Source organism: Caulobacter rhizosphaerae, assembly GCF_010977555.1.
GTDB classification, from domain to species: Bacteria; Pseudomonadota; Alphaproteobacteria; order Caulobacterales; family Caulobacteraceae; genus Caulobacter; species Caulobacter rhizosphaerae.
Map to the genome: position 1 here is coordinate 3367633 of NZ_CP048815.1, position 19078 is coordinate 3386710.

15 protein-coding genes are annotated in these 19078 nt (G+C 68.1%); 6 read left to right on the top strand and 9 right to left on the bottom strand.

From position 1 onward, the window contains the following. On the bottom strand, positions 1–1179 hold the full coding sequence (locus G3M57_RS15375) for an aldose 1-epimerase family protein (RefSeq protein WP_163231535.1): 1179 nt from the start codon (positions 1177–1179) through the stop codon (positions 1–3). A gap of 91 nt (positions 1180–1270) precedes the next feature. On the opposite strand from G3M57_RS15375, the gene G3M57_RS15380 reads away from it, so the two are divergent. Next, on the top strand, positions 1271–1672 hold the full coding sequence (locus G3M57_RS15380; RefSeq protein ID WP_163231537.1) for an L-rhamnose mutarotase: 402 nt from the start codon (positions 1271–1273) through the stop codon (positions 1670–1672). A gap of 103 nt (positions 1673–1775) precedes the next feature. Here the strand turns inward: G3M57_RS15380 and G3M57_RS15385 are convergent, their stop codons facing one another. Both G3M57_RS15385 and G3M57_RS15390 read right to left on the bottom strand, forming a co-directional pair. Then, positions 1776–2342, bottom strand: coding sequence for a gluconate 2-dehydrogenase subunit 3 family protein (locus G3M57_RS15385; RefSeq protein ID WP_163233746.1), 567 nt, complete (start codon positions 2340–2342; stop codon positions 1776–1778). Positions 2343–2344: 2 nt separating this feature from the next. Then, a complete protein-coding gene (locus G3M57_RS15390; protein WP_163231540.1) occupies positions 2345–4102 on the bottom strand; it encodes a GMC oxidoreductase in 1758 nt (585 codons plus the stop codon). Between the two features lie 106 nt (positions 4103–4208). Here G3M57_RS15390 and G3M57_RS15395 point away from each other — a divergent pair, with 106 nt between their 5' ends. After that, the gene (locus G3M57_RS15395; protein WP_373287695.1) at positions 4209–5132 is read left to right on the top strand and encodes a 3-keto-disaccharide hydrolase; all 924 of its coding nucleotides are present in this window, start codon (positions 4209–4211) and stop codon (positions 5130–5132) included. Positions 5133–5312: 180 nt separating this feature from the next. On the opposite strand, the gene G3M57_RS15400 is transcribed toward G3M57_RS15395, so the two are convergent. Genes G3M57_RS15400 through G3M57_RS15420 form a run of 5 tightly spaced genes read right to left on the bottom strand, consistent with a single transcriptional unit; the run spans position 5313 to position 10188 of the window. Continuing rightward, positions 5313–5675 carry a c-type cytochrome gene (locus G3M57_RS15400; RefSeq protein WP_132089298.1) on the bottom strand — a complete coding sequence of 121 codons (363 nt, stop codon included), beginning with the start codon at positions 5673–5675 and terminating at the stop codon, positions 5313–5315. A 33-nt stretch (positions 5676–5708) separates the two neighbouring features. Continuing rightward, the gene (locus tag G3M57_RS15405) at positions 5709–6764 is read right to left on the bottom strand and encodes a sugar phosphate isomerase/epimerase family protein (protein ID WP_163231544.1); all 1056 of its coding nucleotides are present in this window, start codon (positions 6762–6764) and stop codon (positions 5709–5711) included. Further along, on the bottom strand, positions 6761–7921 hold the full coding sequence (locus tag G3M57_RS15410) for a Gfo/Idh/MocA family protein (RefSeq protein WP_163231545.1): 1161 nt from the start codon (positions 7919–7921) through the stop codon (positions 6761–6763). Before G3M57_RS15410 ends, G3M57_RS15405 begins: the two co-directional genes overlap by 4 nt. Next, the gene (locus tag G3M57_RS15415; RefSeq protein WP_056755398.1) at positions 7921–8910 is read right to left on the bottom strand and encodes a sugar phosphate isomerase/epimerase family protein; all 990 of its coding nucleotides are present in this window, start codon (positions 8908–8910) and stop codon (positions 7921–7923) included. The genes G3M57_RS15410 and G3M57_RS15415 overlap by 1 nt, the downstream gene beginning before the upstream one ends. Positions 8911–8913: 3 nt before the next feature. Then, positions 8914–10188 (bottom strand): MFS transporter, encoded by a 1275-nt coding sequence (locus tag G3M57_RS15420; RefSeq protein ID WP_163231547.1) that lies wholly within the window; start codon positions 10186–10188, stop codon positions 8914–8916. A gap of 182 nt (positions 10189–10370) precedes the next feature. Here G3M57_RS15420 and G3M57_RS15425 point away from each other — a divergent pair, with 182 nt between their 5' ends. Next, positions 10371–11384: a LacI family DNA-binding transcriptional regulator gene (locus G3M57_RS15425; protein WP_056755391.1), complete on the top strand. Its 1014-nt coding sequence runs from the start codon at positions 10371–10373 to the stop codon at positions 11382–11384. On the opposite strand, the gene G3M57_RS15430 is transcribed toward G3M57_RS15425, so the two are convergent. Further along, positions 11381–12139, bottom strand: coding sequence for a 3-keto-disaccharide hydrolase (locus tag G3M57_RS15430; RefSeq protein WP_163233747.1), 759 nt, complete (start codon positions 12137–12139; stop codon positions 11381–11383). The two genes, G3M57_RS15425 and G3M57_RS15430, sit on opposite strands and share 4 nt — an antisense overlap. Positions 12140–12548: 409 nt before the next feature. Here G3M57_RS15430 and G3M57_RS15435 point away from each other — a divergent pair, with 409 nt between their 5' ends. From G3M57_RS15435 to G3M57_RS15445, 3 genes are all read left to right on the top strand, one after another. Further along, positions 12549–14399, top strand: a complete 1851-nt coding sequence (locus G3M57_RS15435; RefSeq protein ID WP_163231549.1) for a phosphoenolpyruvate carboxykinase (GTP) — start codon at positions 12549–12551, stop codon at positions 14397–14399. A gap of 51 nt (positions 14400–14450) precedes the next feature. Next, positions 14451–15206: a triose-phosphate isomerase gene (tpiA, locus tag G3M57_RS15440; protein ID WP_230983795.1), complete on the top strand. Its 756-nt coding sequence runs from the start codon at positions 14451–14453 to the stop codon at positions 15204–15206. 541 nt (positions 15207–15747) lie between these two features. Continuing rightward, positions 15748–18831: a TonB-dependent receptor gene (locus tag G3M57_RS15445; protein ID WP_163231551.1), complete on the top strand. Its 3084-nt coding sequence runs from the start codon at positions 15748–15750 to the stop codon at positions 18829–18831. Positions 18832–19078: the final 247 nt, after the last annotated feature.

Consider the following 19078-nt stretch of genomic DNA (forward strand, 5'->3'; position numbering starts at 1 on the left):
TCAGCGGCCGCCGATCAGCGGATAGGCGCCGGACGGGGCGGGATAGTCCTCAGCCGGCTGGCGAACCACGGCTTCGATCCGGCTGACCGCCTCCGTCACCGCGTCCGCGTCGGGCAGGATGCGGAAGACGCTGTCATAGCGGCGCTCCTCGCCGTGCTCCAACTGGATCAGTTCGCCCCGGTCACGGGCGAAGTCCTTGCCCAGAACGTGGTTGGTCGAGGGTTCGATCCCCAGGGCGTAGTGGCCGGCGTGCAGGTTCTGCCACTCATACGTGGCGGGGAACTGCGCCTTCAGCGTTTGGACCTCGAAGCCCAAGCCAATGGCCTCGTTGACCAGGGCGACATTGACCCGCCCGTCGGGGTCGGCGGCCATGTCGTGCTGCCAGACCTGTTCATGGAAATTGCGGATCGGGGCCGGCAGGGTGCGATAGCCGACGCCCTGCTTGCGATAGTCGTCGCCGGCGTGGGCGGCCCAGACCACGTCGCGGATCGGCGCCACGTAGCGCGATCCCTCGTCCAGAACCGGGTACCCGACATTGATGTGGTAGCAGTACATGTGCGGCGTCCGGTAGAAGCCGTGATTGACCACCCGGTCGTGCAGGCGGATCTCGTCGGTCCCGACGCTCGCCTCGATCCGCCGGACCAGGTGCAGGTCCTCGCCGAACACCGTCGACTGCTGCACCACGCCCTCGGCCCACAGGACGCAGTCGTCGCCGTCCCAGCGTTCGCCGTAGCCGGTCAGCCGGGCCGGGATCGTGCCGATCCGCCCGTGCAGCGACGAATTGACCGTCTTGCGGGGGCCATAGACGTAGTGGTCGGCCGGGTCGTCGTGCATGAACAGCACGTGGTCCAGGCCGCAGGTGACCATCAGGCCCGAGAACGACCGGAACCAGGACAGGCCGCCCTCCCCCTCGTACTCGTGCAGCGAAGGATTGCGAAAGCCCGATGGCGAATGCCATCCGACCGCGCGGCCGTTGTGCTCGCACTCGGCGATGTCCATCGCCCGGTCCACCAGCACCGTGAAGCGCAGGCCCGAGCCGGTGCGGAACTCCAGCTGCCGCACGCCGCGCTCGACGCCGTCGCCCAGGGTCGACAGGCGCACGCCGGCGAACTGCGACAGGGCGCCGGTCCGCTCGGCCAGGGCGCGGCGGCTCAGCGTCCGTCCATACAGCTGGGTCATGCTTGCCTCCCTACGGTGGGCGCAATAAGATAATACATATGATGTTTATAGATCCCATCGCAGCCGCGTCAACGACGATGTGGAGGCTGGCGTGAGCCGGACGATCCGCCGCTGTTTCGCGGTCGACCTGCATGACGATGCCGACCAGATCGCCCGCTATCGCGCTTGGCACCGGTCGGGCGGACCGCCTGCCGCGGTGACGGCCGCGATCCGCGCCGACGACGTGCGCGAGCTGGAGATCTGGCTGGTCGGCGACCGGCTGTTCATGATCCTGGAACAGGGCGACGGCTACGACGCCGAGGCCAAGGCGGCCAGGGACGCCGCCAATCCGGACGTGCAGGCCTGGGACGCCCTGATGCGGACCTTTCAGAAGCCGCTGCCGTTCGCGCCCGACCGAACCTGGGTCGAGATGGAGCAGATCTACGCCCTATCGGAACAGCCGTCCTCGGAGGGCGAAACGTCATTGGCCGATGGGGACCAGCCGCGCGCCTAGCTGGGCCGTCAGACAGGCCCCCGACGGGCTTCTACGTCATCCCTGGAGGCCGCGCCGAGGGCCTCAAACGCCTGAAGCGTCGCCTCAGCGCTCTTCTATCGCCCTATCGGGTCGCCCAGCCGCGACCGAGCTCGGCCAGCGGCACGCAGCCGTGGTAGGCGCCGGGGACGGGATCGTAACTCAAGGCCACCGTCGCGCCCGGTTCGGAGGTGAAGTAGCCGACCGTCACCAGATCCTCCAGCAGCGGGAAGAAATGGGGCTCGCCAGCCGTGTGCCCCTGGGCGGCGGCCGCCTCGCGGTCATAGCCGTTCAGGAGTTCGATCTGCTGCTCCGGCGTCAGCGCGACGAAAACGTCGCCATGGGCGGCGCGCGCGTCGGCGTCCATCCGGGCCAGCCCGGCCCTCAGGCGATCGGCCTGGGCCTTGTTGTAGTAGTCGGCCAGCGCGCGGTCGACGAATTGCGGCACGCCGGCTTCGCGCGCGCCCGGCGTGTCGGTCTTGGGGATGATCAGCTCAGCCACCACGTCGACCAGGCGGGCCTGGTCCGGCGTCAGCGCCGTGGGGGTCCAGCCCAGGGCGGGCGCGGCCGCCATGGCCCGTCCGGCGAACCCCGTCGCCGCGACGCCGAAGGTGAAGGTCAGGCCGCGTATCGCGTCGCGTCGGCTCAGCAGCATCACAGATCTCCCCGCTTGCGCGCCTGGACCGCGTGGTCGGCGGCCCGGGCTGTCAGGGCCATGTAGGTCAGGGACGGGTTCACGCACGACGCCGAGGTCATGGCCGCCCCATCGGTGACATAGACGTTCTTGCACTCGTGAACCTGGTTGTGGGCGTTGAGCACCGAGGTCTTTGGATCCCGGCCCATGCGGGCGGTGCCCATTTCGTGGATGCCCAGGCCGGGCGCGTAGCCCCCGTCCCGCCCCTCGACGTTCTTGAAGCCCGCCGCCTCCAGCATCTCGGCGGCCGCGGTCTGCATGTCGCGACGCATGGCCAGCTCGTTCTCGCGGATCGTGACGTTCATCGACAGGGTCGGCAGGCCGAACTCGTCGGTCTTGTCGCGATTCAGGGTAATCCGATTGTCTTCGTAGGGCAGGATCTCGCCGAAGCCGCCCAGCCCGATGATCCACGGCCCCGGCTGGCTCAGCGCGGCCTTGCGCGCCGCCCCGAAGCCCCGCGGACCGGAGGGGTCTTGTCCTGGCCGGGTCAGGTCGCGATCCCATCCGGGCCGCGAGGCGCCGCCCTGGTAGCCGAAGCCGCGCAGGTAGTCGCTCCGCTTGGTGGCCGCGTCGCCGAGGTTGCGGAAACGCGGCACATAGATCCCGTTCGGCCTGCGCCCCGAATAGTACATGTCGGCGAACTCGGGGGCCTCGCCGCTGGCCCCGACGCCCAGGTGGTGGTCCATGACGTTGCGGCCCAACTGGTCACTGCCGTTGCCGAAGCCGTTCGGGAACCGCGAACTGGTCGAGTTCATCATGATCCAGGCCGAGTTGAAGGCCGAGGCGCACAGGAACACGACGTCGGCGTAGAACTCCTCCTCCTGGCGCGTCGTCGCGTCGAGGATGCGCACGCCAGTCGCCTTGCCGGCCTTCTCGTCATAGATCAGCGAGGTGACGATCGAACCGGGGCGGATGACCAGGTTTCCGGTGCGCTCGGCCGCCACCAGCCCCCCGGAATTGGAGCTGTAGTAGCCGCCGAAGGGGCAGCCGCGGATGCACATGTTGCGGTACTGGCACTTGGTCCGGCCCAGCGCGAGCTGTTCCTCGGTCGGGTCGGTCAGGTGCGCGGTCCGGCCCATCGTGATCCGCCGTTCGGGGAACCGCGCCTCGGACTTGGCCTTGAAGGCCTTCTCGACGCAGTTCATTTCCATCGGCGGCTGGTACTGGCCGTCCGGCAGGTGCGGCAGGCCCTCCGCTTGGCCCGAGACGCCGATGAAGCGCTCCACATGGTCGTACCAGGGCGCGAGCTCCTCGTAGCGGATCGGCCAGTCGACGCCGATCCCCTCGCGGGCGTTGGCCTCGAAGTCGATCGGGCTGTGGCGATAGCTCTGGCGGCCCCAGGTCAGCGACCGGCCGCCGACATGATAGCCACGGATCCAGTCGTAGCGGCTTTCCTCGGTATAGGGGTTCTGGTCGTCGCGGACGAAGAAGTGCCGGGTATATTCCGTCAGGGTGTAGCCGGTACGCTTCTGGACCGGATACTTCGCATTGAGCTCGTCCGACGGCAGCTGCCCCTGCGGGTACTTCGTCTGCCAGGGATCCATCGTGGCGGTGGGATAGTCCTCCAGGTGGCGGACCATCGGCCCGCGCTCCAGCACCAGCGTCTTCAGGCCTTTCTGGGTCAGCTCCTTGGCCGCCCAGCCGCCGGTTATGCCGCTGCCGACGACGATGGCGTCGTAAGTGTTCTCCTGGCGCGCGCGACCGTTGAGATTGGCCATGTCTGCTCCCCGCTTGGCGCCTTTGATCGAATCGCGCCCGCTGCCCGGCAGCGCGGCGCGCCGACTTCGGCGAACCCGTTCATTGTTGCCTGGAAGCTTCCATGAAATGGGTTACATTGCAAGAAAGGTCGCGGTTTCTTACGAAAACCGCCGCGCCAGAGGGAGGAACAGGAAAATCATGATGAATCCGAGCCAGTCCGTTCGAAAGCGTCGCGTGTCGGCGCCTGGTCTCGCCGCCGGGGCTTTGTCCGCCTGCCTGGCGCTCTGCGCCGGCGCCCAGGCCGGGGCCGAGACGGTGAAGGCCGGGCCGTGGCGGCCGCTGTTCGACGGACGCACCCTGGAGGGTTGGACGCCCAAGGTCGCCAAGCACCCCGCCGGCGAGAACTATCACCAGACCTTCGTGGTCGACCACGGCGTGATCCGGGTCTCCTATGCCGGCTATGACAAGCTGGACGGACAGTTCGGCCACCTGTTCTACAAGACGCCGTTCAAGGCCTACCGCCTGCGCCTGACCTACCGCTTCCTGCCCGAGGGCGGCCTGCCCGACACCCCGACCTGGGCGCGGAGCAACAGCGGGATCATGTTCGACAGCCAGAGCCCGGAGAGCATGACCGTCGAGCAGCCTTTCCCGGTTTCGATCGAGTTCCAGCTGCTGGGCAAGGACGGCGACGCGCCCCGTCCCACCGGCGCGGTCTGCACGCCTGGAACCAACATCACCTTCGACGGCGTCACGGCCAAGGACCACTGCACGCCGCCGGCCAACGCCCCGACGGTGCCCAACGGAACCTGGGTCAAGGCCGAGCTGGAAGTCCTGCCCAACGGCGAGATCTCCCAGAAGATCAACGGCGTGGTCGTTCATCACTATGCGAACGTCACCCTGGACCCCGACGACACCGTCGCGGGCGGGGCCAAGCCCTACATCCTCGCTCGCGGCGCCCAGCCCGTGACCGGGGGCTACATCGCCCTGCAGAGCGAAGGCCACCCGATCGAGTTCAAGGATATCGAGATCCAGGAACTGACGGCGCGCTAGGCTCCGTAGACGACGTTTGGCGTCGAAGCGGCGCCCTCGTCCTTCGACAGGCTCAGGATGAGGGTTACGAGTAAGGCGGTTGAGTAGAATTCCTCATCCTGAGCTTGTCGAAGGACGAGGAATTCGGCTCAAGACCGTCAACTGTCCACTAACCTGATCCCGTCCTGAGCTCTCTCGGGCCTATTTCTTGAGGGAGCTCAGATACTGGATCACGGCGGCGCGCTGCTCGGCGTCCGGCGCGCCCAGCAGCATCTTGGTGCCGGGGACCGTCTTGCCCGGCGCCTTGACGAAGGCGTCCAGCTTGTCCGGCGTCCAGGTGATGTTCGAGGTCTTCAGCGCATTGCTGTAGGCGTAGCCGGCGACGGAGCCCGCCTTGCGGCCGGCCACCCCGGCCAGGGGCGGCCCCATCTTGCCCGGGGCGGGCTGCAGCGAATGGCAGACCGAGCAGCGCTGCTCGAACACCGCCTGTCCGGAGGGCGGGGCGGCGACGGCGCTGGTGGCCAAGGCGCTCAGACCGGCGGCAAGCATAAGCGGGAACTTCATTGCGTGAACTCCGTCAGGGTTTCTGCGTCGCCTCTAGAGGCCCAATAGGCGGCGATTGCGGCCGGCGTCGGGCGCGCTGCCCGCGAAGTCGTCGAACGCCTTGTCGGTGACCTGGATGATATGGTCGCGGATGAACGGCGCGCCTTCGCGGGCGCCCTGCTCGGGGTGCTTGAGGGCGCACTCCCATTCCAGCACCGCCCAGCCGGCATAGTCGTACTGGGCCAGCTTCGAGAAGATGGCCTTGAAGTCCACCTGGCCGTCGCCCAGCGAGCGGAAGCGGCCGGGCCGATCCACCCAGCCCTGGTAGCCGCCATAGACACCGGACCGGGCCGACGGCCGGAACTCGGCGTCCTTGACGTGGAAGGCGCGGATCCGCTCGTGATAGCGATCGATGTAGCCCAGATAGTCCAGCTGCTGCAGCACGAAGTGGCTGGGGTCGTAGAGGATGTTGGCGCGCGCGTGGCCGCCGACCTCGTCCAGGAACCGCTCGAACGTGGCGCCGTCGTGCAGGTCCTCGCCCGGATGGATCTCGTAGCAGACGTCGACTCCCTCGTCCTCGAAGGCGTCGAGGATCGGCTTCCAGCGACGGCCGAGTTCGGCGAAGGCCTCCTCGACCAGGCCCGCCGGCCGCTGCGGCCAGGGATAGAAGTAGGGCCAGGCCAGGGCGCCCGAGAAGGTGGCGTGGGCGTTCAGGCCCAGACGCCGGCTGGCGACCGCGGCGGCCTTCAGCTGCCCCACCGCCCAGACCTGGCGTTCCTTCGGCTTGCCGCGCAGTTCGGGCGGCGCGAAGCCGTCGAACAGCTCGTCATAGGCCGGGTGCACCGCGACCAGTTGGCCCTGCAAGTGGGTCGACAGCTCGGTGATCTGCAGGCCATGGCCGGCCAGCATCCCGGCGATGTCGTCGCAATAGGCCTGGCTTTCCGCCGCCAGGGCCAGGTCGAAGAACGAGTCCGCCCCGCCGGTCGGCATCTGCACGCCGACATAGCCGAGGTCGGCGGCCCAGGCGGCCATGGTCTCCAGCTTGTCGAAGGGCGGCTCGGCGCCGATGAACTGGGCCAGGAAGATGCCGGGCCCCTTGAGCGTCTTCATCGCCCCACTCCCTCTTGCGTGATCCCGCCCAGCGCCACCCAGCCGGCGTCGGCCCGGCTGGCGGCCACGGCGCGCTCGACGAAGGCCATGCCGCGCACGCCCTCGGCGATGTCGGGCACCAGCCGGCCGTCGCCCTGCCCGACGATCGCGTCGGCGAAGTCACGATAGATGTTGGCGAAGGCCTCGATGAAGCCTTCCGGATGTCCCGTCGGCAGGCGCGTGACCGCCCGGGCGCCCACGCCCAGATAGGCCGATCCGGCGTGCAGCACCTGGCTGGGCCCGTCCAGCCAGTCCAGGGTCAGGACGTTGGGGTCTTCGTGACCCCAGGTCAGGCCGCCGGTCTCGCCGTAGACGCTGATCCTCAGGCCGTTGCGCGCGCCGGCAGAGATCTGCGAGGCGATCAGCACGCCGCGTGCGCCGCCCTCGAACCGCAGCAGCACGTTGCAATCGTCGTCCAGGTCGCGCCCCGGAACCACGGCGGCGACGTCGGCGCACAGGCGCTCGACGCGCCTGCCCGTGATGAACTCGGCGATGTTGAAAGCGTGAACGCCGATGTCGCCGATGCAGCCGCCAACGCCCGATTTATTGGGGTCCGAGCGCCAGCTGGCCTGCTTGTTGTCCTCGCGCTCGAGCGGCCGCGACAGCCAGCCTTGCGAGTACTCCACCACGACCTTGCGCACCGCACCCAGGTCGCCGCGGGCCACGATCTCCCGCGCCTCGCGGACCATCGGATAGCCGGTATAGGTGTAGGTCAGGCCGTAGCGCTTGCCCGACGCCGCAACGATCTCGGCCAGGTCCCGGGCCTGGGCCAGATTCAGGGTCGCGGGCTTGTCGCTGATCACGTGCAACCCGCCCTTCAGGGCGGCGGCGGCGACGTCGAAGTGCAGGTGGTTGGGCGTCACGACGGAGACCAGGTCGACGCCGTCCGGCCGCGCGCCCTCGGCGGCGATCATTGCGTGATGGTCCGGATAGACCCGGTCCGGCGCGACGCCCCAGTCGGCGGCGGCCTGAGCGTTCTTGGCCGGATCGCGACTGAACACGCCGGCCGTCAGCCGGATGCGGCCGTCCAGCTCGGCGGCCATGCGGTGCACCGGGCCGATGAACGAGCCGGGACCGCCACCGACCATGGCCAGCCGCAGGGGCGCGCGTCCGCTCATCAGGCGACCACTTTCGCCAGGTAGTCGAAGCTGATCTTGGCCGACTCCAGCCGGCTGTGGGCGAACGGCGGCTCCTGCTCGACATAGAAGCCCCTGACGCCGGCGGCGTAGGCGGCGGGCAGCAGCCGCTTCCAGTCGATCATGCCGCTGCCGACCTCGGTCGGGTCCTGGCGCAGCTCGAAATTGGCCTTGGTCGTGGGCTTGATGTCCTTGACGTGCATCTGGGTGAAGCGGTGCGGATGCGCCTTCAGCAGGGCGAACGGGTCCTTGCCGGCGGCCGTCACCCAGCCGACGTCCATCTCGAAGGTGACAAGGTTCGGGTCCGTGCCCTTCAGCAGGATCTCCATGCCGGTGGTGTCGCCCAGCGGGGCGAATTCGAAATTGTGGTTGTGATAACCGCTGACGATGCCGGCCTTCTTGAGGACGGCGGCCTTCTCGTTCAGGAAATCGGCGTTCCATTTCCAGTCGTCGGCGGTCATCTGCGCGCCGGCCTGGCGCAGGTCGGCGCCGCCCAGGCGGTCGGGAATATAGAGGATCGGCATGATCGCCGCCTTCACCCCGATCACCTGCAGCTCGTCGGCTAGCTTGGCCAGGTCGCCGCTGAAGCTGGGGCCGCTAGCCGCTTTCGGCGCAATGTGGGCGCTGCGGCAAACCAGGCCGGCCTTGTCGAACGCGGCCCGCAGTTCGGCGGGGGTGCGGCCCAGATAGCCGGCCAGCTCCACCGACTTGAAGCCGATCTTGGCCACCGTGGCGAGCTGGGCGTCCAGGTCCTTCTGCAGGTCCGGCCCCAGGGTGTAGAGCTGGATGCCGACCGGCAGGTCGCGGCGCTGGAAGAACGGCTTTTCCGCCGCGTTGGCGAGACCGCCATAGGCCGCGCCCAAGGCGGCCGCGCCGGCGGCGAGCAGACCACGCCGCGAAAGATCGGCGGCCGAGGCCCGGGTGTCGCAAGCTGTTGAGCGCACGTGGCTTTCCTTTTTCTGGAGGAGCATTGGCTAGGGCTGGGCCGGGCTGGCGGCCGCGGCCGCGGCAGCCAGGGGCCCGTCCTCGTCCGCCTCGGCGACGGGGGACCGCGTCGGCGGCTTGAAGAACACGGCCAGCAGCAGCACGGCGACCAGGGCCATGCCGGTCGGGACCAGGAACAGGCTGGTATAGTCGACGCTCGCCACGCCATCGGCGCCGGCGTGGCTCAGGCGGCTGACCAGGGTGGGGAATAGGAAGCTGGCCACCACATTGCCGACGCCCAGGATCAGCAGGTTGAACAGCCCCTGGGCGCTGGACCGGACGTCCTTGGGGAACACGGCGTCGACGAAGATGTACACGGTGGCGAAGAAGAAGGCGTAGCAGATCCCGTGCAGCAGCTGCACGGCGACGATCACCGGGATGCTGTCGGCGAAGAAGGCGAACACCGCGAAGCGCGCGGCGTGACCCAGCACGCCGATGATCATGGTGACCTTCCAGCCCAGCCGCGCCAGCACGCGGCCCAGCAGGAACATGGTCAGGATCTCGGCCACCTGGCCCAGACTCAGCACCACCATGCTGAGATTGCCGGCGATCCCGACCCTGTTGGTCAGGAAGGCGTCGGCCATCACGAAGTAGCCGTTGTGGATCACCGAATCGATGAAGGTGACCAGGAACAGCACCAGCACGAACGGCGCGCCCAGCAGCTTCAGGGCCCGTCGCCAGGCCAGGTTGTCGATCCCTGGCGCGTCCTTGCGGGCCGGCGTGTGCGGCAGGGTCAGGGCGTAGCCGGCGAAGGCGAACGACAGGATCGCCGCGACCAGGAAGATCCACCGCACCTGCTCGGCGCCGGCGTGGGCGCCCAGCAGGAAGACGAAGGGCCAGCTGACCAGCACCCAGCCGACCGTCCCGCCCATGCGCACCGCGCCGAACTCACCGGCCGGGTCGCGCAGGTTGGCGAAGGCGATCGAGTTGGTCACCGACAGGGTCGGCACATAAACCAGGCTGAAGATCAGGTAGCAGGCGAAGAACGGCCAAAAGCTGGTCGACAGCGCCGTTCCCACCAAGGCCAGGCCGCCGATCAGGTGGCTGATCGCCAGGAAGCGCTCGGCGGCGAAATTGCGATCGGCGAACTGGTTGGAGAAGAAGATCCCGACCACGGCGGCCACACCCCAGGCGCTGCCGACCAGCGACTGCTGCCAGGGCGCGAAGCCCAGCATGCCCATGTAGGGGAAGATCTTCGGGGCCCAGGCGCCCCAGATCGCCAGCTGGAGCACCATCATCAGGAAGAGCCGCAGGCGCGTCGTCATGGTTCTGGCCTCCCCGACCAGCTTTTGGCGGCTAGGTTTCGGCCCGTCTGGACCGCTCCCGCGCTCATGTAATCGAAATCATCGATAACAGGGCTCCGTCAAGGCGGCAACCGTCCAGCTGTTGGCCAAGCCAGGAGAGCTGCGCCTTGCCAAGGGCCTGGCTTGCCGCCAGTGTCCCGCGAATGGCCACCATTCTAGATGTCGCGCAGGACGCAGGGGTCTCGACCGCGACGGTCTCGAGGGTTTTCAGCGCGCCCGAACTGGTGCTGGAAGCGACTCGCAAGAAGGTAATGGAGGCGGTCAACCGCCTCGGCTACGAGCCCAACTTCGCGGCCAAGAGCTTGCGGACCCTGCGGACCGAGAAGATCCTGGTCACCGTTCCGGACATCTCCAACCCCTTCTTCTCCCAGGTGATCCGCGGCGTGGAGGAAGCGGCTCTGGCGGCCGGCTATTCGGTGCTGCTGGGAGACACCCGGCACGAGGAGGCGCGCGAAGAGCAATATGCGGCGATGTTCCGGCGCAAGGAGGCCGACGGCCTGATCTTCCTGGGCCATCGCCTGCCGGACGTCCTGGCCGAGATGGTGGCCGCCAAGGGGCCGCGGACGCCGATCGTCAACGGCTGCGAGTTCCGCCCGGGCCTGGCGGTGTCCAGCGCCCATATCGACAACGAGGGCGCCGCCGCCGAGGTCATGGAGCACCTCTATGGCCTGGGGCATACGCGGATCGGCGTCGTGACCGGCCCGCTGGTCAGCCCGATCAGCGGCGACCGCCTGGCCGGCGTCCTCGCCGCCGCCCAGCGGCGGGGCCAAGCCAGCGCGCTGCGCATGGCCATCGGCGACTTCTCCATCGAATCCGGCGTGCGTCAGGCCGGCGAACTGCTGGACCAGCCCGGTCCGCCCACCGCCATCTTCTGCTTCAGTGACGAGATGGCGATGGGCGCGATCGAAGCCATTCGTCGGCGCGGCCTGGAATGCCCGCGAGACGTGTCGCTGGTCGGCTTCGACGATATCCGTTTCGCCCAGTACCTCAGTCCGCAGCTGACCACGGTCAGCCAGCCCATGGAGCGCATCGGCCACGAGGTGGTCCGGCTGCTGCTCGACATCCTGGCCGACCGCGCCAGCGCCCTGCAGAACGTCACCCTGCCCCACCGCCTGGTCGTGCGGTCGAGCACGGCGCCGCCGCCCGACCGACGCTAGGACCGCGGCGGCAGTTCTCGAACCCAGATGTTGCGGAAGCTGATCGGCGCGCTGGGGTCGCCGTGGGCCTGCAGCTTGATCGGCGCCGAGGTGAAGGGCCGGGACGGCGGCTTGCCGATATAGACCGTCTCGCCCGCGAACGCGGCGTTGTCCTGCACCAGCACGCCGTTGTGCAGCACGGTCGCGGTGGCCGGCGAGACCAGCGCTCCGTCGGGGCCGAACACAGGCGCCCGCCAGACCACGTCATAGACCTGCCATTCGCCCGGCTTGCGGCCGGCGTTCACCAGCGGCGGATGCTGCTTGTAGAGGCTGGCGGCCTGGCCGTTCACATAGGTGGGGTTCTGGTAGGGATCGAGGACCTGCAGCTCGTACCCGCGATCACCGGGCCCGGTGGACGCCAGGAAGACGCCGCTGTTGCCCCGCGCCTGGCCCGAGCCGGTGATGTCGGCCGGGATCCGCCATTCCAGGTGCAGCTGGTAGTCCCTGAAGCTTCGCCTGGTCTCGATGTTGCCGCGCGTCTTGTCGACGGTCAGCACGCCGTCCGCCACGGTCCAGCCCGCGGGCGACTTGTCCTGCGTCGCCACCCACTCCTTCAGGTCGCCGCCGTCGAACAGCATGATCGCGTCGGACGGGGCGCCGCCCGCTTCCTTGGCCGGGTTGACCACCGCCGGCACGGGCTTCCAGAGCTCGGTGTCCTCCGGCTTGGCCTGGGCCAGCGCCTGCGATCCGACGCAGAGCCCGCCAAGGCCCAGCATCACGGCGGTCAGAACGAGAGGCTTCGACTTCATTTCGGTTCGTCGCTCCACGGGAAAGGCGGCGACACCATAGACGTCCGGACCGAGTCCGCCAGAGGTGCAGGTCGTGCATGGCTTGGAAGACGCCGCGCTCAGCCCAGCGCCCGCTGACCAGACATTTCACGGGCATCGATTCGCCCCCCGCGCGTTGGAGGCGTGACCGTTTCAGCGCGATGAAACTTCACCATTGGACCATCATCCTCATAATCGGGCGCCATGCGCGAAAATGTGCCTTTGGCGCAGCATCTTGCGCCTCGATTTTCGCCGACAACGTTGTCATTGAAAACATTGGGCTTTTCCTGCCGAGCCGCGACGTTATGGTGCGCGCCAAGGCGAGCAACAGTCTCGCCAGCTTGCAGCAGGACGGAACATGCAGAACCAAGGGCTGGGCGCGAACGCGCCCCCGACGAAGCACGCGCGTCTATTGGCCTGGGTCGACGAGGTCGCCGCCCTGACCAAGCCGAAGGCCATCCATTGGTGCGACGGCTCCGACGAGGAATGGACCGCCCTGACCGACGAACTGGTCGCCGCCGGCACGCTCAAGCGCCTCAATCCAGACCTTCGTCCCAACTCGTTCTTCGCCGCCTCCGACCCGCGCGACGTCGCCCGCGTCGAAAGCCGCACCTTCATCTGCTCCGAAGACCAGGCCGACGCCGGCCCGACCAACAACTGGCGCGATCCGGTCGAGATGCGCGGGCTGCTTAACGACCTGTTCGACGGCTGCATGCGGGGCCGCACGATGTACGTCGTGCCCTTCTCGATGGGGCCGGTCGGATCAAAGATCAGCGCCCTGGGCGTGGAGATCACCGACAGCGCCTATGTCGCCGTCTCGATGCGGGTGATGACCCGCATGGGCCGGGCCGCCCTGGACGCCTTGGGCGAGGACGGGTTCTTCGTTCCGGCCCTGCACACCCTGGGCGCGCCCCTGGCCGAGGGCCAGCCGGACGTGGCGTGGCCCTGCAACGACGACAAGTACATCGTCCACTTCCCCGAAAGCCGCGAGATCTGGTCGTACGGCTCGGGCTACGGCGGCAACGCCCTGCTGGGCAAGAAGTGCTACGCCCTGCGCATCGCCTCGGTGATGGCACGCGACGAGGGCTGGCTGGCCGAGCACATGCTGATCCTCAAGCTGACCTCGCCGGCTGGCAAGGTGCGCTATGTGGCCGCCGCTTTCCCCAGCGCCTGCGGCAAGACCAACATGGCCATGCTGCAGCCCACCCTGCCCGGCTGGAAGGCCGAGACGATCGGCGACGACATCTGCTGGATGCGGTTCGGCGCCGACGGCCGCCTGTATGCGATCAATCCCGAGGCCGGCTTCTTCGGCGTGGCCCCGGGGACCGGCGTCAAGACCAACCGCAACGCCGTCGACACCCTGCATTCCAACTGCATCTACACCAACGTGGCCCTTACCGCCGACGGCGACGTCTGGTGGGAGGGCTTGACCGAACACCCGCCGCAGGGCCTGACCGACTGGAAGGGTCGTGCCTGGACGCCGGTGCTGGGCGAGCCCGCCGCCCATCCCAACGCCCGCTTCGCCGTCCCCGCCGGCCAGTGCCCGGTGATCGCCGGCGAATGGGAGGATCCGGCCGGCGTGCCGATCTCGGCGATCCTGTTCGGCGGCCGCCGCGCCTCGGCCGTGCCACTGGTCACCGAGGCCTTCGACTGGGAGCACGGGGTGTTCCTGGCCTCCAACGTCGCCTCGGAAGGCACCGCCGCGGCCGAGAACAGCATCGGCGAGCTGCGCCGCGATCCCTTCGCCATGCTGCCGTTCTGCGGCTACAACATGGGCGACTATTTCAATCACTGGCTGAAGGTCGGCGCCGCCGCCGATCCGGCCAGGCTGCCACGCATCTATTTCGTCAACTGGTTCCGCAAGGACGAGCGCGGCAAGTTCGTCTGGCCGGGCTACGGCGAGAACAGCCGCGTGCTCAAGTGGATCGTCGATCGCCTGGAGGGCGAGGCCGAGGCCGTCGACAGCCCGATCGGCCGCCTGCCGGTCCGCGACGGCCTGGACCTGACCGGCCTGGACCTCACCGACGCCCAGCTGGACCTGCTGCTGACCGTCGACCCGGAGATCTGGCGCGCCGAAGCCGCCCTGATCCCCGAGGCCTACGCCCGGTTCGGCGATCGCCTGCCCCCCGCCCTCTGGGCCCAGTTGGACGCCCTGGGCGAACGGCTGGCCCGCGTGGAGCGCCCCGCGCGAGTGCTGGAACAGGCCTGATCGACCCTCGCCCTTTCAAGAAACAAGCGCCGGCCGGCGCATGGAGACCGAATGCACGTTACGATGGAAAAGCCCGCCCGCAAGTTCGTGGTCGGAAACTGGAAGATGCACGGCAACCTGGCCGCCCTGCCCGTCCTGGGGGCCATCGACGCGGCGGCGCGCGAGACTCCCGCGGTCGACGTCGGCGTGGCGGTCCCCGCGACCCTGATCACCGCCGCCTGGCAGACCGCCAACGCTATCCACGTCGGCGCGCAGGACATCCACCCGGCCGACAAGGGCGCCCACACCGGCTGCCTGTCGGCGCCGATGGTCAAGGACGCCGGCGCGGCCTTCACCATCGTCGGCCACAGCGAGTGCCGGGCGGGCCGCCAGGAGAGCGACGACGAGGTGCGCGGCAAGGCGGAAGCCGCGCGGCGCCATGGCCTGTCGGTGATCCTCTGCGTGGGCGAACCCCTGGAGGTCCGCGAGGCGGGCCAGGCCGAGGCGGTGGTCCGCGCCCAGCTCGAGAACTGCCTGCCCGCCGACGCCGACGGCGCGTGGCTGTCCGTGGCCTACGAGCCGATCTGGGCGATCGGTACAGGCCGCTCGGCGACGCAGGACGACATCGCCGCCATGCACGCGGTGCTGCGTGAAACCTGCCGCGCAGCGCTCGGGCCGGCGGGCGACGGCGTCCGGCTCCTGTATGGCGGCTCGGTGACCCCGGCCAACGCCGCCGAGATCCTGGCCACGCCGAACGTCGACGGCGTGCTGGTGGGCGGCGCCAGCCTGACGGCGGAGACCTTCCTGCCGATCATCGCCCACGCCTGAGCGGGGCCATCGCCCCACTTAAGGGGGCGCCGGGCTGGTCGCGCAGGTTCTGGGCCACGCGCGGCCGGCTCGGCGAAGGACAGACGGTCGAAGCCGGGCCGCTCGCGCGAGCTTGCGACCACACCGACGCGGGGCTGGCGGCGGATCGGCTCAAGGTGGCCGGACGCTTTCCTCCGACATCTTCGCATCGACACCATGCAGCCGCAGGCCCATCTGGCCGACGGTCCAAAATCTGTCGATTTCCGACGGCGACGCCTCACTGGTAAGACCTGAGCGCGCCGATCATTTGTCCGACATTTTCCACTTAAAGATCAAACAGTCGTCGCCTTGCCAGGCATGAGGACGATACGTCCATGGCCCACTATCGGCCGCTGGATTGCCCCAAGGTATGACCTCGTTGACTTGCGAGGCCTTACCTCGTATCCCTTATCTGTGACCGCTACCATAGACACCCGCGCGCCGGCGAACTCGCCGCTGCGGGACGGCGCTGGCGGCGCGCAGAACGACAAGTGCGAAGAGCACCGAAATTTAGGGGAGAAACATGATCCAACCACGACACGCGTGCGCCCTTCGCCTGGCGCTGGCCGGCGCCAGTTGCCTGACTGGTCTGATCGCCGCTCCGGCCTTCGCTCAGCAGACGCCGTCGGCCCAAGCCGCTTCCACCGCCGACACCGTCGAGGAAGTGGTCGTCACCGGCTATCGCCGCAGCCTGGCGCAATCGACCGTCGCCAAGCGCGAGACGACCGGCTTCGCCGACTCGATCTTCGCCGAAGACATCGGCAAGTTCCCCGACTCCAACATCGCCGAGTCGTTCAACCGCATTCCCGGCATCACCATCACCCGCGACATCACGGGCGAGGGCACCAACGTCGCGATCCGCGGCCTGGGCAGCAACTTCACCAACGTCACGCTGAACGGCGCCTCGATCGCGGTCGCCTCGTCGGGCGCCACCGACGCCCAGGGCACCGACCGCTCGGTCGACCTCAGCTTCTTTCCGACCGACCTGTTCACCAAGCTGACGGTCAACAAGAGCTATTCGGCCAGCCTGCTGGAAGGCGGCGCGGCCGGCAATATCGACATGCGCTCGGCGCGGCCGTTCGACCGCCCCGGCCAGCACCTGACCATGAACGTTCAAGGCGTGAAGCCGGACGGCGCCGATTGGGGCGGCAAGGGCTCGCTGATCGCCAGCAAGACCTGGGACAATTTCGGCGTCCTGTTCGGGATCTCCGGCCAGCGGCTCAAGACCGACACCCGCGGCTACGAGACCATCGGCTTCACCAACCCGAACCTGTCGGCGGCCCAGTGCGGCGCGACGACGGGCTGCAACCCGACGGGCGGCGGCAACTGGACGATCCCGGGCACGGTGCCGGTCGGCGCGGGCGGCGGCCTGGTGGCCGGCCAGACCATCGACCAGGCTTTCCTGCTGGCGCACAATCCCGGCGCGACCATCCAGCAGATCGACAACGGCCTGCTGCCGCGCCTGGGTCGCCCCTCGGCCGAGTACGGTCGCCGCGACCGCTTCAACGCCGTGGCCAGCCTGGAATGGAAGCCGAACGACAACCTGAACTTCTATGTCGACGGCATGTACGGCTACAAGAACAACGACCTGATCCGCGAGGACATGGCGTGGATCGTGCGCAACGGCGCGATCATTCCGACCAACACCAAGTACGACAAGACCGACTGCTCGACCGGCTGCACGGTCACCCAGGGCACCTACGCCAATTCACAGTTCTTCCTGGAATTCCGTCCCTACCTCGAAAAGACCGAGCTTTGGGGCATCAATCCGGGCGGCGAGTGGCGCATCACCGACAATCTGAAGGTCGAGGGCCAGGTCAACTACACCAAGAGCACCTTCCATCGCGAAAGCCCGACCTTCGGCCCGGTGACCGCGCTGGGGGCCGGCACGACCGTCGACTACACCTACAACCCGAACGGCATTCCGACGATCAAGAGCAGCATCGACCTGAACAACCCGGCCAATTTCGTCTGGACCGGCGGCCGGCTGAACATGCAGGACGAGAAGCGCTGGTATGAGACCAAGGGCGCGCGCGCCGTCGTCACCTGGGGCGACGAGCAACTGAACCTGAAGGTCGGCGGCAACTACGACGACGTCTCGCGCACCATCCGCGGCTACGACAACACCACGCCGTGGCAGAACGCGACCTGCGGCAACAACCCGAGCATCAACCTGCCGTCGCCCAACGGCCAGCCGCCCTGCCAGGGCCTGAACCAGCCCGGCGCCGCGCCCGCGGGCTATCCGACCTACCCGGGCTACGGCACGGGCTCCACGGCCGGCCAGGCTGGGACGCTCACCTATGGCGGCTCGCTGATCCCGACCACCAGCCTGGCCAGCTACCTGAAGCCCGGCCCGGCCGGCTTCGTCACGGTCGACTGGGACGCGGTCAAGAAGGCCACAAACTACGACGCCCTGCACGCCGCCACGCCTGAATCGGGCGGCTCCAACACCGGCGCCAGCGGCGGCTCCATCAACGAGAAGAACAGCGCGGCCTATACCGAGCTGAACGGCGTCACCCAGGTGATGGACAGCGACCTGCGCTTCAATGTCGGCGTCCGCTACGTCCACACCAAGCAGACGATCGGCGGCCGCGTCTCGCTGGCGGACCCGCGCAACACCCTGGCCGGCGGCGCCCAGCTGCCGGACGGCTCGCGCTATCCAAACATCACCAACTTCGTCTATGTCGAGAACACCTATTCGAAGTGGCTGCCGGCCGCCAACATCGCCTATGACGTCGGCGAGCACGCCGTCGCCCGCGCGGCGGTGTCGGAGACCATGACTCGTCCGGACCCGGCCGCCCAGCTGCCCGGCGTCAGCTTCGGCGCGCCGTCGGCCGACCAGGCCACCATCGGCAACTCGGCCCTGAAGCCGTACTTCTCGAAGAACATCGACCTGGGCTTCGAGTTCTACACCGGCCAGGAAGGCGTGATCGCGGTCAACGCCTTCCGCAAGTCGCTGACCGGCTTCACGACCAACAACGTCGTGACCCAGCCGTTCTCGTACCTGGCCCAGTACGGCATCACCTACGACACCCTGAACGACACCCAGAAGACGGCGATCAACTCGCGCGGCGGCCCGACCGCGGCGTCGGTCCAGATCCAGTCGCAGATCAACGTGCCCAACAAGCTGACGATCAACGGCCTGGAATTCCAGTGGGTGCAACCGCTCGACTTCCTGACCAGCCGGTTCGGCGTCGAAGGGCTGGGCGTCAACGCCAACGCCACCATCGTCGACCAGACCAGCAACGGCGCGGCCGTCGCCTACGGCGTGGCCAAGTACACCTACAACCTGACAGGCTATTACGAGCACGACGGCGTCAGCCTGCGTCTGAGCCACGTCTATCGGAAGGGCTCGCAGTCCAGCGGCGCCAACCAGAACGGCGTCACCGCCGCGGCCCTGTTCGCGGACGACTACAAGCAGACCGACTTCTCCTCGAGCTTCGATCTGGAGAAGATCTTCGGCCTGGGCCACGTGCCGCAACTGACCTTCAACGTGACCAACATCACCAATGAAAAGCTGCGCTCGCACTTCCAGTACGACAACGCGACCTTCACCTACTACAAGCCCGGCCGCCAGATTCTCGTGGGCATGCGAGCGACCTTCTAAGCGCGAGACGGGAACGGACGGCGCAAACGCTGTCCGTTCCCGTCGGCGCGCCGCGCTCAGAATCATGGGAATCAACATCACCCAAGGAAAAGCAGCGTCAGGCCTTCCAGTACGACAACGCCGCGTTCACCTCTACGACCCGGGCGCCACCTATCTGATCGGCATCCGCGGCCCGTTCCAAGACCTGACGCGAAACTCCTTCCTTCGCGTTTCCCCAACGGCGTGTCTTCGGACACGCCGTTTTTTA